Below are 12,809 nucleotides of genomic sequence, written 5' to 3' on the forward strand. Positions count from 1 at the left end.
CGTGGTTGAGGGGGAACCTATCTCAAGTTTCGACTGGTCTGAAAAGTGCCGGGCAGGTCAGGATCGGGCGTTCCGCTTTGGGATAGATGTACCCTTCAGGCAGGACGCCGAGGCGAAGCATCTCGGCCAGCCAAGCCGCATCACTGGCGTCGTCGCTGTGCTTGAGCCCAGAATACTTCTGGATGGCCGCCGGATTGGCCAAATGCACCCGATACCCTTCGTCCATCAAAGCATCGACGATCCAATACCAGTTAAAAGTCGACTCGATAGCAATTCCTTGGACCTGCTCTCGATAGGCAGCAAGCGGATGCAAAATTGCCTGGACATCGTTAGCAAGTTTTCGTTTTTCAATGATCTTTCCTGCACTATCGACCACAGACAAGAAATTTGAATTTGAATGCAAATCGATTCCTGCGTATATAGCCATTGGACACCTCCGATACGAGTGTTTGCCAACTCCTATATAGCAGAGGAATCGGTCACCTGCTATTTTCGGAGGTGTCCTTTTGTATGGTTATCAGATCTGTAAAATCAGATCTGTAAAATCAACCCTGCAGACCGGTTTGGATTTGTGGTACTTCTTGGTTATGGGCATACTCTCCTCCTTTGGTTTGTCGGCAAAAGGGCCGTTTCGGAATGCTTCACAGCGTTGACCCATTGCAGGGCAGGCAGACGCGGACAGTGGTAGCGCCGGGTTTCGAACAGTCCAGTTCGACGTCGCCGCCCATGGCCCTGGCCATCAGTCGGGCCGAGTAGGTCCCGAGGCCCATGCCCCCCTTCTTGCCGGATGTGGCGTACTTCTCGAAAAATTCGTCCCGCAATTCGACCGGCACTTCGCCGGCATTGCAGATGATGACGTAGCAACCGCTCAGCCGTTCAAGTGATACGTTCACCTCGCCTCCACTGGGCGACGCCTCGATGGCGTTCCGAACAAGATTGGCCAGTATCGCATAACACATGAGCGTCTCTCCACGGACCACGAAGGGGTCGTCCCACATCAACGGCCAGCCCTCCCGCTCCAGTTCCAGGCACACGTTGAGCTGACGCAGCAGGCTGTCCAGTTCGGTCCTGATGTCCCGCAGAATCCGGGCCAGATCGACGGCGACGGGATTGAGTTCATAATATCCTTCCTCCATCAGGAACAGGCGCTGGGAAAGGAGGATCATGTCCAGCATCCTCTGCGCCGAAACCATTATCAGCCTGACTGTTTCCAACTGACTCTGGGTCAGGTTCGATTCAAGCCGCAACACCTGAGACAAGCTGATGACGGCATTCAGAGGGGTCAGAAGGTTGTGCCTGGAGATGCGGTCCGCTTCTTCGAGCCCTATCCGGTTCGGCCGGGAGTTCCTGTCCCGCTGATTCCGGGAGCCTTCTTGGTCGGACGGCTCAGGAGTTGTCAGTGTCCGTGTTCTGGTTGTCTTGTTCATGTTCGCTCCCTTGATAATTGATAAGGAATACTGACGCAGGTCCGCATGGCGGATTCTCCCGGTCGGAACTTTTCATGAACGTGAAAATACTGAGAACCAAGGGCAGGGCAATACGAATTGAATGCAGGTTGCATCATGGGGAAATACTGTCATCGCGGTTTTGTCTTTTCATCCGTGAGGGCCATCAGATACGCGCCCAGCGTAACCTTCTTGCCGACAAGTCTCAGCTTTTTCCGGATGGACGCGCGATAGAAGTTCGCCGTAGTCACGGACAATCCGAGCGCGACGGCGATTTCCTTGCTGGTCATGCCGGAGCGGACCATGTCCGCAACCCGGATTTCGTTTCCGGTCAGCGTCCTGTATTCATCATTGAGGATGCGGGCGAACCCGGACGTGATATCTTCAAGAGCCTTCACGGCGGAATCCAGATTGTGCGCCGCCTGCGACGAAAGGTTCTCGCCGCGTACGGCAGCCAGATACGGCGTCACGAGCATGCGCATGTTGTCGAGCACGCGGCGCTCCATCTCCAGGCGGTCCTGCTCGCGTTGTTCAAAGACTACGCGCAGCGCCACGTGCATGTCCTTGAGACGGGCGGTGGTGGCGTTGAAATCCTTCTCCAGGCGTTTGCGGTCCGTTATGTCCAGACCGACCGAGATAATCCGCTTCGCATCGGCGATCTCGATCAGTTCGCCGCTGATCAGCATCGCGGCGAGGCTTCCATCCCGCCTGCGAAGCGCCGTCTCGAAATTCCGTACGGCTCCGTGCCGTTTCAGCAGAGAGGCGTAGCGCGCCCTTCGTTTCGGGCTAGCCCATATTTCCAGGTCGGTCGTGCTTTTCTGCAGGGCTTCTTCCCTGGAATAACCCATGCTTTGCTCGAAAACATCGTTCACTTCCAAAAGTTTTCCATCCTCGATGGCGCAGATGATGGTGGCCATGGGAAGGGAATTGAACAGCGTGTGGAACTTAACCTCGCTCTCCAGCAGCATGCGTTCCGCCTGCTTGCGTTCGGTGATGTCGCAGAACGTGACGACGATTAGGTCGACATCTCCCAGACGCAACGGAAGGGCCGAAGTGCTGACCCAGGTAACCCCGCCAGCCGTATTCTTGATGCCCATTTCGACGTTCTCTACAAGCCGGTTCTCTTCAACTGCCAGCATGCAAGCGAACTCCGCAGGCGGCATGGACGAGCCGTCGGGACGGATCATTTCCCTTTTCGGCCCATGAGCGTTCCGCGAATGCCGCTTTGAGCCGGGCATTCCCAGCAATGTGCTGGCGAACCCGTTGGATTCGATGATGCTCCCGTGGCGGTCAAAGACGGCAACTCCTACGCGGAAGGTATTAAGCAAAGCGCGATATCTTTGTTCGGTATCTTCAAGGCTCGCCGTGCCAGCCTCGTGGTCCGCCAGTTTCTGCCGCGTTTGGTGCAGTTCGGCTAGAAACTGCGTCCTGGATTTCTCGAAATCACGCATGCGCGCCCCTGTCTATGCCTGGTTGAGGATGTTTGAAGAGAATGCCCGTCACTTGAAACTGCAAAGCAGGAAAGGCGAGATCGTGAATGCTGAATGTCCGACTCCATTCCCCCTCTATGATCGCCGTCTTGCGGCCATGCTTGTGCATATGCGCTGATTCCAGGCAGAAAAGTACCAAGCCCATAGCGCACTGAGAAGGCGCGATTCAAGAAATAATTTCAGAGAGTTGAATGATACGTAGACAGTTGTCCTGTTTTGTTGACGGACGAGTAGGTAAGTCGCAGGCGTTGGCTAGGCATCGATACCTATCAATTTTGCGGCAGTCATGCCTACAACGCATCGTTAAATGGGAAATGGGGGTCAGGTCTCTCGAAACGGGGGTCTCTCGAAACGGGGGTCAGGTCTCGCGTTGACTTATAATCGTCCTTCATTTATGAGGCATCCATGGCCAGACCTTTACGCATCGAATTCCCCGACGCCTGGTACCACGTCATGAACCGTGGACGCAGGCATGAAGAGATCTTTCTGGATTCCAGGGACTATCAGGCATTCATCGATCTGCTCAAAGCCGTCTCGGAAATGTTCAACGCTCAGGTCGCGGCATATGCCCTGATGCCCAACCATTACCATCTGCTTCTGCGTACTCCCGAGGGCAACATCAATCGCATCATGCGCCATGTCGGCGGCGTGTACACGCAGACCTTCAATCGGCGGCACGATCATGACGGCCAGCTCTTTCGCGGTCGATACAAGGCCATTCTGGTGGACGAGGATGAATACCTGCTCGGCCTTGTCCGCTACATCCATCACAATCCTCTCAAGGCCGGCATTGTAACGGCGCTCAAAAATTATGAGTGGATCAGCCACAAAGGGTATCTTTCCGACGATGACGCATGGGCGTGGCTGTATCGCGAGCCTGTTCTGAAGAGGTTTTCCAATCATCTGGACGAGGCTCGGAGCGGATATCTCCACTTTATGGCCCATGACGATGACGAGAAAGTCGAGCAAGCTTTTTCCAGGATGAATTTGCCTGCGGTCCTGGGCGGAAAGGAATTCATCAGAAAGATAAAGGATCGTTTCTTTACGGCAAAAACGAATCGCGAAGTGCCCACCGCAAAGCATCTGGCTCCGTCTGATCAGGAAATCATGACGGCTGTCCTCGCAGTTTACGAAGTGGAAGATGCGACGCTCTTCATCTCCAGGCGCGGCTCCACGAATGAACCCCGCGATGTGGCAATTTATCTGCTGCGCACTCTCTGCGGACAACCTCTTCAAAGAATTGCCGAATCCTTGTCAGTGCGCAATTACAGCACCGTCAGCACCACCTTGACCCGCGTTGAACGACGACTGGCAGAGGATGCGGAATTCAAAAAGAGATTGGAAAAGGTGCGGGCGGTGTTAAAGAAAAGTCAACGCGAGACTTGACCCTCAATCTGACCCCCAATCCCCAAAGTCAACGTGAGACGTGTTCCCCACTTAGCGGTTTCCCTTGATCTAGCGTGACCAGCCTCGTCATATATGGCGTATTTGTTGGATTTGGCAGGTTGCGTTGCGAACTTTCTCTGCTCATTTGCTCTGTCTCTACATTTAGTCCCTTATAATCAGCATGTTGTGAATATTAATGTCTGCGACCTTCTCCGGCACGGGTGTTGCGAGAAGCTCGGCAGGCGGGGTCATGTATGCTTTTTGGCGCTTGAGTGTTCAGTTGCAACAAAATGGCGCAGAGTTTTAATTGCAGCGAAGAAAGCAATTCTAACTGGTGCAGCTATCTTTATGGAATCTTCCCTGGTCCGGATTTGGTCTGGATCGTGGTTGTGAGCAACGGCATTCTGCATGAAATAGTATATTCCAAAAGATCCAATTGGTGGCGCAACCTCTAACTGGAGGGAGTTTTATGAAACAGATATTCAAGGTTTTTTGTCTCATCCTTATGCTTGCGGTCGTTTTTTCCTTGGCCGCGTGTCAAGACGAGGGTCCCGCAGAAAAAGCCGGTAAAACAGTTGACGAAACGACTGAGAAAATCGGTGATAAAATGGAAAGCGCGGGTGACGCAGTCGTCAAAAGTGCTGAAAATGCTGGTGTTTACATGGACGACACCGCAATTACAGCCAAGGTCAAAGCGGATATTTTGCAAGATCCGCTCCTGAAGGTGTTTGAGATTGACGTCGTCACGACGGACGGAGTGGTGAAATTGGGCGGCATGGTGGATTCAAAGGCAAGTATCGACAGGGCGACGGAAATAGCGCGTAGCGTTAAAGATGTGAAGTCAGTGCAGAATGATTTGCTGATTAAGGAATGATGGATTTGTATTTCGTATTATATTTGTACGAAGATATTCTGTTGCCATGCTGTTGAGAATCCGTGTTTTTTCCAGGAGAGGAAGAATGGAAATCAAATCGAAATTTAAAAGTTCATTACTCATGTTGTGCATATTTTTGTGCATTGGAAGCGTCGCACACGCTGAAACAGAATTGAAAGTACTGGGAACAAGTCCGTTTTCGCAATACGAGTTGAAATCCGTAGATGATTTGCGACAGATGGTTGAGAGCTTACGCTCAGATTTGAAGAATGGCTTTGAAAGGGTTGGCGCTGCGGATTTGTTCGAGGGGTTTTTGACCCAGGTCAATCAGGGAAATGTTGACACCATCGAGGTCCAGCCTGGCCAAAAAATGCAATGGATGATTTTCAGGAATGCAAGAGCGGTCAAGGTGATTACGGACTTGGTTTGGGCCGGTGATGAACCGTTCACGGCATATCAGCTTGATGTCGACAAGTCCGGAACCCGGTATTCGTTCATCATACCCGTCATCTGCGGCAATGTTGCTTTAGCCCAGGCAAGCACAGTTCCTGCCTCTGCCGCGGCGCCGATGCCTGTCGCCGCTCCCCAAGAGACTGCGACTCCTGTGTCTCCGCCAGCGGTCGTCGAGCCCGACAAAGGGCATTTTGTCGCGGATATCGGTGTGATGTATATGGATGAGCCGGTCACCTATCTGCCGGTTCGCGTCGGGTATGACTATTGGTTTTGCGATTATTTCTCGCTCTTGGGACTGGTCGGATATGCTCCGGTCATCCATGGCAAAGGCGGAATTGATGACGGCGCGATAATGGCCGATCTGCTAGGTGTTTTCCGCTATGGGCGAATGTTTCTCGGTGCGGGTGCGGGTTACTGGCATTCCGATCTGAGTGAGCATGTGGACGGTATCGCAGAGCTTGGATATATTATTTTCGGCGAACCGGCGGAGCAAAATGTGTCTCTTTTCGTTGAAGGCCGGTCGGCATTTGATGAATTTGATCATTTAGAAAAGGGCCGTATCGGCGCAGGCGTGCGTTTTCAGTTCTGATACAGAGGGAAACACAAGCGAAACGTGCTATCGAGGGGGTTAAGGTCAAACGGTCTTAACCCCCTCTTTCTTTTCCGACTTCAGTTCGGGACGCCCTCGGAAACTGCTTGGCGAATCATGTCCCCGGCATCCCCCGGAGCCATGGGTTTTGAGAACATGTAGCCTTGGGCGCGGTCGCAGTTGATGGATTGCAGGCGCTCAAGCTGCTCCTGCGTCTCCACGCCTTCGGCGGTGACTCTGAGGCCCAGGCTGTGGGCCATGTCCACGATGGAGCGGACGATCTCGGCGTTCTCCTTGGGCGTGTCCGTGCCGCTGATGAAGGAACGGTCGATCTTGAGGATGTCCATGGGAAACTGGCGCAGGTAGCTCAAGGAAGAGTAGCCGGTGCCGAAATCGTCCACCGCCAAGAGCACGCCGATCTCCTTCAAGCGGCGCAGCTTTTCCGCTGCGGCGGCGGGGTCGAGGATGATGGCGCTCTCGGTGATTTCCAGCTTCAGGCGCGGCGGGGCGATGTCGTTCTCGCGCAGCGCTCTTAAGATCATGTCGACCAGGGTGTGCTGGGCGAACTGCTTGCAGGAGAGGTTGACGCTCATGGTCAGGCCGTATTCGGCGGTCCCGCTCTCGTCGTCCCAGCTTTTGAGCTGCCTGCAGGCCGCGTTGACCACCCACTGTCCCAGGGGCACGATCAGCCCGGATTCCTCGGCCAGGGGAATGAAGCGGTCGGGCATGATCATGCCGTGCTCCGGGTGCCGCCAGCGCACCAGCGCCTCGAACCCTTCGAGTTTGCCGCCGTCGACATCGAAAATCGGCTGATAGTGGAGTTCGAGGCTATTTCCTTCGATAGCCCTGCGCAGCTCGTTCTCCATGTTGATGACCTCCAGCACCTCCTGGCGCATACGGTTGTGGAAAACGAGATGTCCGCGTCCGCGCTCCTTGGCCTTGTACATGGCGATATCGGCGTCCCGCAGGATGTCCTCGGCCCCTGCGCAGTCGCGCGTTTGCAGCACGATGCCCACGCTGGCCCCGGAGACGATCTCCTTACCGTTCCAGAGAAAGGCGCGGCGCACCTCGTTCTGGATGCGGCTGGCCACAGAGATGACCTCCTTGTTGGTCCGGAATTCTTCGAGCAGGATCGCGAACTCGTCTCCGCCCAGTCTGGCCACGGTGTCCACGCTGCGCACGCACGACTTCAGGCGCGAGGCGATTTCCACCAGCAGGGCGTCGCCGGCCTGATGTCCGAGGGAATCGTTGACCCATTTGAACTTGTTCAGATCGATGAGCATGGCGGCGAAGTGATAGTCGGGCCGCCTTTTTGTTCTTTCCACGGCCCGTCCGAGGCGTTCCCGGAAGAGGGAGCGGTTCGGCAGGCCTGTCAGGGAATCGTGGAAGGCCTGATGGGTGATCTGCCGCTCGAATTCCTTGCGTTCGGAGATGTCCTGGTAGATCCAGAAGATGTTGGTGATCTCGCCGCCGATGCGCACCGGATGACCCAGAAGGTTGACCGGGACGATGTCGCCCCGACTGGTCCGCCGGAGCGTCTCCCGCTGCACCGTCTCGCCGTCGAGGATGCGCTGGCGGATGCTGTTGATCTCGGACAGCTGTTCCTCGGGCACGATGAAGAGCCTGTTGTCCTTGCCCAGAATCTCGGCGCGCTTGTAGCCGAAAAGGGTCTCGAAGCCGCCGTTGACTTGGGCGATGCGGCCCACGGTGTCCACCAGGGCGATGGCCAGGGGGGAATCCTCGAACAGCTGCCCGAAGAGGGCCATCTGCCGGTCCAGGGCCTGCTGCATGGCGCGGCGTTGGGTGATGTCCATGACCGTGCCCTCGTAGCAGACGACATTCCCCGCCGCGTCCTTCACTGCCCGCGCATTCTCCGAAATCCAGATAACGGAGCCGTCCTTGCGGCGTATGGCCGATTCGAAGTCAAAAATCTCCTCCTTTTCCCCCAGCAGCCTGATGAACTCCTCCCTGCGGCCAGCTTCGACATAGAGCTGGCGACTGATGTCGTCGTAGTGGCGCATGAGTTCGGCCGGGCTTTCAAATCCGTAGATTTTCGCCAGCGCCGGGTTGGCCTGCAGGTAGCGCCCATGGGGGGTGGTCCGGAACATTCCCTCGACGGCGTTTTCAAAGATGCCCCGGAAGTTCTCTTCGGCCTTGCGCAGCTCGTTCTCGTAGCGCTTGCGTTCGGAGATGTCGCGGAAGGTGCCGATGAAAAAGTCTCCCTGGCGCCCGCTCGACTGCGTGATCACCGCCTCAAGTGTCACCTGAGAGCCATTGGCCCTGCGCCCCGTGACCTCCACCTGATTGCTTGAGCGCATGGCGTGCAGCAAAGAGGCTTCGTTGTCGCCTGAACCGGGAATTCCCCAGGCGGGCAGCAGCTCGGGGATGGTCATCCCTTCCAGACGCAGGGCGGGATGCCCGAAGATGAAGCTCGCGCCGGGGTTGGCGGAGATGATGCGCAGCGTGTCCGTGGTGAAGACAATGATTGCGTCGGCGGCGCTTTTGACGATGGCTTCGGTCTTGGAGACGGCGTCGTGCAGGGCGTCCAGCACGTGGTTGTAGCGGTGGGCGATATGCCCGACTTCCGTGAAGGGTTCCTCGGGGGCGCGCAGGCTGAAATCCCTGGTGGCGGCCTGCCTGTCGAGAATTTCGAAGAGGTCGTGGATGTCGGTGTGCGCACCGTGCTCGCTCACGTTCAGCCCTGTATCCTCGTCCTCGGGAGCCACGCGCAGGGGGAACAAGGGGTCAATGAATCTGAGCACGACAAAGGGCACCACGAAGGCTACGCCAAAGGCGGCGAAAATGCCCAGGCATTGCACCCAGAGCTGTCCAGTCATGCTCAGCCCGGTTTGCAGTACGGCCGGGTCGCCGAAGAGAGCCACGGCGAGGATGCCCCAGATCCCGCACCCCAGATGCACGGGTACGGCGCCGACGGCGTCGTCGATCCGCAGGCGCACCAGCAGCAATTCACAACCGAGACAAACCGCGCCTGCCACCAGGCCGATGCACACGGCGTCGAAATTGCTCACGGCATGGCAGCTCGCGGTCACGGCCACGAGGCCGCCCAGGACGCCGTTGACGAGATACGTGATTTTGGGCGTCCGGGTGGCCATCCAGCCCAGCAGCATGTTGCTTGCGCCTCCGGCGATCCCGGCCAGCACGGTGCGCACGATGATGTGCGGCACGGTCTGGTTGAGCGCGAGGGTGGAGCCGCCATTGAAGCCGAACCAGCCCAGCCAGAGCAGGAATGCTCCGAGAACGGTCAGGGGCAGGTTGCCGGCGTTAATCTCGCGCGGCGGGCCGTCCGCCGGAAATCTGCCCTGGCGCGGCCCGACCACGAGTAGCGCCGCCAAGGACAGCCAGCCGCCAACGCCATGCACGACCATGGAACCCGCGAAATCCACGAAGCCCATCTCTCCGAGCCAGCCCGTCAATTGGCCTGCGTCCATTCCATGCCATGCCCAGTGTCCGAAAAGCGGATAGACAAAAAGGGAAAAGACGAGGGCGACGATGAGGTAGGAGGAGAAGCGCATGCGCTCGGCCACGGCGCCGGAAAAAATCGTCGTGGCCGTGCCGCAGAACATGACCTGGAAAAAGAAGAACGCCGCCTTGAAGCCTGTCGCGTCCTCCAACGTGGGGGCAAAACCCGTGGCACGAAAATACTCCCACGAAATATCCCCGAACATGAGTCCGAAACCCAGCAGCCAGAACACGCCCGCCGAAAGTACAAAATCGGCAAAATTCTTGATGGCCACGTTGATGGAGTTTTTCGATCGGGTCATTCCTGATTCAAGGCACATGAATCCGGGTTGCATCAGAAATACCAGGGAGGCAGAGATGATTATCCACAACATGTCAACATTGTTCATTTTTTAAGTCACCTTGTCAGTTTTCGAGCGGGGGAGTCGCGGCCCAGGGCCGAACGGGGCAAGGTGCTGAAAAGCAAGGATGGGACCAGTGCGGCAAATATTATTTAACATGCTAGAATGACAATACTTTTAAATTTCGATTCGGCCTTTCTTGCGCATGCGGGTCCTGGATGCTGAGCGGTATGCGTTATTTTTTACAAAAGGGTTAAATTATTGGAATTTATTTCGCGCCAATTGTGGTTTGGGCGAATCATCGATGTGACGAAGGAGCCCGCCGGTCACAGGGGAACGTGAAAGTGCGTCAGAGGAGTCCCGGCCCGCCTCTTGCCCCGTACGGGGTTTTGCCCTAGGTTTGCGCCCCTAGCGTTCAATCCATCAGCAGGGTTTTCCATGATTCATCCGACCATTCTCTCCCTTATCGGGGCCACTCCCGTTGTGTATCTGAACCGCGTCTTTCCGCATCCGCGCATCCGCCTGGCGACCAAGCTCGAAGCCCAGAATGTGGGCGGGTCCATCAAGGACCGCGTGGCCCTGGCCATGATCGAGGCGGCCGAGGCGTCGGGCGAGTTGACGCCGGACAAGACCGTCATCGAGGCCACCAGCGGGAACACCGGCGTGGGGCTGGCCATGGTCTGCGCGGTCAAGGGCTACAAATTGACCCTGCTCATGCCCGATTCGGCCTCGGAGGAGCGAAAGCGCATCATGCGTGCCTTCGGAGCGGAGCTGCGGCTCACTCCCGGCCGTCTGGGTACGGACGGTGCCATTGAGGAAGCCTATCGTCTGGCCCGCGAAGAGCCGCAGACCTACGTGCTCATGGACCAGTTCAACAATCCGGCCAGCATTGCCGCGCACTACATGGGCACGGGCCGCGAGATCATCGAGCAGACCGAAGGGCGGGCCACCCATGTAGTCATCAGCCTCGGCACCTCGGGCACGGCCATGGGCATCGCAAAACGCATGAAGGAATCGGCCCCCGGCATTCAGGTCGTGGCTGTGGAGCCTTATGCGGGGCACAAGATTCAGGGCCTCAAGAACATGCAGGAATCCTATCCGCCCGGCATCTATGACAAGCGCGCCCTGGACCGGATCATCCATGTCGAGGATGAAGAGGCCTTTGCCTGCGCGCGTCAGTTGGCGCGGGAAGAGGGGATATTGTCCGGAATGAGCGCGGGAGCGGCCCTGGCCGGGGCGTTACGTATCGCCAGGGAGCTGGACGAGGCCGGGGAAGAGGGGCTCATTGTTTTCATCTGCCCCGACACGGGGGAGCGCTATCTTTCGACCACGCTTTTTTCTCCCCTTGCCCGGCACGGTCTCGGGGTGCGTAGCGTAGCCACGGGTTGCCTGGAATGTCTGGGCAGTCCTGCCGGCGGGCACGCGCTGTTCACGCCGGGGCCGAGCCTTGACGACCTGGGCGAGCTGGATGTCTGGCGGCGCATTGTCTGGCTGGACGTCCTGGCCAAGGCCCTGGTCGAGCGGGGGCAGAGCGTGCGCCTGGCCGTGGGCCTGGCGGACATGGATGACCGCGCCCTGGCGGCGGCCCGGGAGGCCAAGATCGGGTTGCAGGATTTCGGGCTGCGGGCGCGGGAGTTCATGCTCGCCCACGCGAAAGCCCTGGGTGTGTCGGATACGGTGCTCTTTCCTCTGGCCGGAGCCAGTCAGGAGCGCGCCCTGGGCCTTGCACGCAAGCTGCTGGTCAAGGGGCAGGCCTACGAGAAGCTCCGGTCCGTCTATTTCGACGTGACCCGGGACAAGACCTACGGGCAGATCTCGTGCGTGGACACGGCGGGCATGAATCTGGGTTATACCGTGGATCTGGCCGACTATGTGAAGGATAATCCGGCCGACTTCACGCTCCTCAAGAGGGCCACCTTGCAGGACCTCAAGCTCGGTGACGTGATCGAGACCGAATGGGGCAAGGTCCGGCCGAGCTGGTTTCTGCAATTGGCGGCCACCGCCCTGGACGCCCTGGGTTCGGTCTCGGTCATGTTCGCGGCCGAGTCGCATCGCTTTCCACATCTGGACAATTTCAGCGCCATCTGGAGCGCCGGGGCCGGGGTGCGTCCCATGGCCTGGATGGTGTCCCAGCCCGTGACCCCGCGTGAGCCGGGTGAGGCGGTGCCCTCGCTCGCGGAAGCCCTCGAAATCGCGGGCACAGGACCTGCCCTGCGGCTGTGGCTGCTGTCCGCGTCCTACCTCAAATCCCTGGCCTATTCGCCGGAAAGTCTTGTCATGTGGGTCAAAAATCAGAACCGGCTACAGGACGCCTATGTGTCTGCATCTCTGGGCGGCGCTGGAACGGGCGTATCCGCGGAGCTTGAGCAGGCGATTTACGACCTGAAAACCGCTTTTGCCACGGCCCTCGACGACAATCTTGATCTGGCCCATTTTTGGCCGGCGCTCTTTGCCTTCGCCAAGACCGTCAATTCCCGGGCCGGAAAGATGAGCACGGACGAGGCCGCGCTAGTGGCCGAGCAGCTTCTGGCCTGCGACCGGGTGCTGGGTTATCTGGATCACGCGCGCCTGCCGCTGGCTGAAAAATCCTGGCCGCGCGAGGCTGCCGATCTGGTCGGGCGTCGCGAGGAGGCACGCAAGGCAAAGGATTTTGTCCGGGCCGACGCGCTTCGCGCGGAGTTGGCAGGCATGGGCCTTCGGCTTGAGGATCATCCCGCCGGAGTGCGTCTTTTCCGAAGGACATGAAGACGC

8 protein-coding genes are annotated in these 12,809 nt (G+C 57.7%); 4 read left to right on the forward strand and 4 right to left on the reverse strand.

The features are described from left to right. Positions 1-22 precede the first annotated feature (22 nt). The 3 genes from DBAC_RS05240 to DBAC_RS05250 all read right to left on the reverse strand — a co-directional run bounded on the left by DBAC_RS05240 (position 23) and on the right by DBAC_RS05250 (position 2,896). Positions 23-427 carry an IS110 family transposase gene (locus DBAC_RS05240; RefSeq protein WP_015773240.1) on the reverse strand — a complete coding sequence of 135 codons (405 nt, stop codon included), beginning with the start codon at positions 425-427 and terminating at the stop codon, positions 23-25. A gap of 214 nt (positions 428-641) precedes the next feature. Then, complete coding sequence (locus DBAC_RS05245) at positions 642-1,427, reverse strand: sensor histidine kinase (protein WP_015773241.1); 786 nt, start codon at positions 1,425-1,427, stop codon at positions 642-644. 149 nt (positions 1,428-1,576) lie between these two features. Beyond that, positions 1,577-2,896 (reverse strand): PAS domain S-box protein, encoded by a 1,320-nt coding sequence (locus tag DBAC_RS05250; protein ID WP_015773242.1) that lies wholly within the window; start codon positions 2,894-2,896, stop codon positions 1,577-1,579. 444 nt (positions 2,897-3,340) lie between these two features. Between DBAC_RS05250 and DBAC_RS05255 the strand changes: the two genes are divergently transcribed. The 3 genes from DBAC_RS05255 to DBAC_RS05265 all read left to right on the forward strand — a co-directional run bounded on the left by DBAC_RS05255 (position 3,341) and on the right by DBAC_RS05265 (position 6,237). Beyond that, positions 3,341-4,321, forward strand: coding sequence for a transposase (locus DBAC_RS05255; RefSeq protein ID WP_015773243.1), 981 nt, complete (start codon positions 3,341-3,343; stop codon positions 4,319-4,321). A gap of 469 nt (positions 4,322-4,790) precedes the next feature. Beyond that, the gene (locus DBAC_RS05260) at positions 4,791-5,195 is read left to right on the forward strand and encodes a BON domain-containing protein (RefSeq protein WP_015773244.1); all 405 of its coding nucleotides are present in this window, start codon (positions 4,791-4,793) and stop codon (positions 5,193-5,195) included. 85 nt (positions 5,196-5,280) lie between these two features. Next, positions 5,281-6,237 (forward strand): hypothetical protein, encoded by a 957-nt coding sequence (locus DBAC_RS05265; RefSeq protein WP_015773245.1) that lies wholly within the window; start codon positions 5,281-5,283, stop codon positions 6,235-6,237. A gap of 80 nt (positions 6,238-6,317) precedes the next feature. On the opposite strand, the gene amt is transcribed toward DBAC_RS05265, so the two are convergent. Beyond that, on the reverse strand, positions 6,318-10,106 hold the full coding sequence (gene amt / locus DBAC_RS05270) for an ammonium transporter (protein ID WP_015773246.1): 3,789 nt from the start codon (positions 10,104-10,106) through the stop codon (positions 6,318-6,320). 390 nt (positions 10,107-10,496) lie between these two features. Here amt and DBAC_RS05275 point away from each other — a divergent pair, with 390 nt between their 5' ends. Continuing rightward, positions 10,497-12,803, forward strand: a complete 2,307-nt coding sequence (locus DBAC_RS05275; RefSeq protein ID WP_015773247.1) for a cysteine synthase — start codon at positions 10,497-10,499, stop codon at positions 12,801-12,803. Positions 12,804-12,809: the final 6 nt, after the last annotated feature.

Source organism: Desulfomicrobium baculatum DSM 4028 (genome assembly GCF_000023225.1).
In the GTDB taxonomy this organism is placed as follows: Bacteria; Desulfobacterota; Desulfovibrionia; order Desulfovibrionales; family Desulfomicrobiaceae; genus Desulfomicrobium; species Desulfomicrobium baculatum.

Coding starts and splice junctions, on each gene's coding strand:
- DBAC_RS05240 (WP_015773240.1), bottom strand. CDS start 427: ATGGCTATATACGCAGGAATCGATTTGCATTCAAATTCAAATTTCTTG.
- DBAC_RS05245 (WP_015773241.1), bottom strand. CDS start 1,427: ATGAACAAGACAACCAGAACACGGACACTGACAACTCCTGAGCCGTCC.
- DBAC_RS05250 (WP_015773242.1), bottom strand. CDS start 2,896: ATGCGTGATTTCGAGAAATCCAGGACGCAGTTTCTAGCCGAACTGCAC.
- DBAC_RS05255 (WP_015773243.1), top strand. CDS start 3,341: ATGGCCAGACCTTTACGCATCGAATTCCCCGACGCCTGGTACCACGTC.
- DBAC_RS05260 (WP_015773244.1), top strand. CDS start 4,791: ATGAAACAGATATTCAAGGTTTTTTGTCTCATCCTTATGCTTGCGGTC.
- DBAC_RS05265 (WP_015773245.1), top strand. CDS start 5,281: ATGGAAATCAAATCGAAATTTAAAAGTTCATTACTCATGTTGTGCATA.
- amt (WP_015773246.1), bottom strand. CDS start 10,106: ATGAACAATGTTGACATGTTGTGGATAATCATCTCTGCCTCCCTGGTA.
- DBAC_RS05275 (WP_015773247.1), top strand. CDS start 10,497: ATGATTCATCCGACCATTCTCTCCCTTATCGGGGCCACTCCCGTTGTG.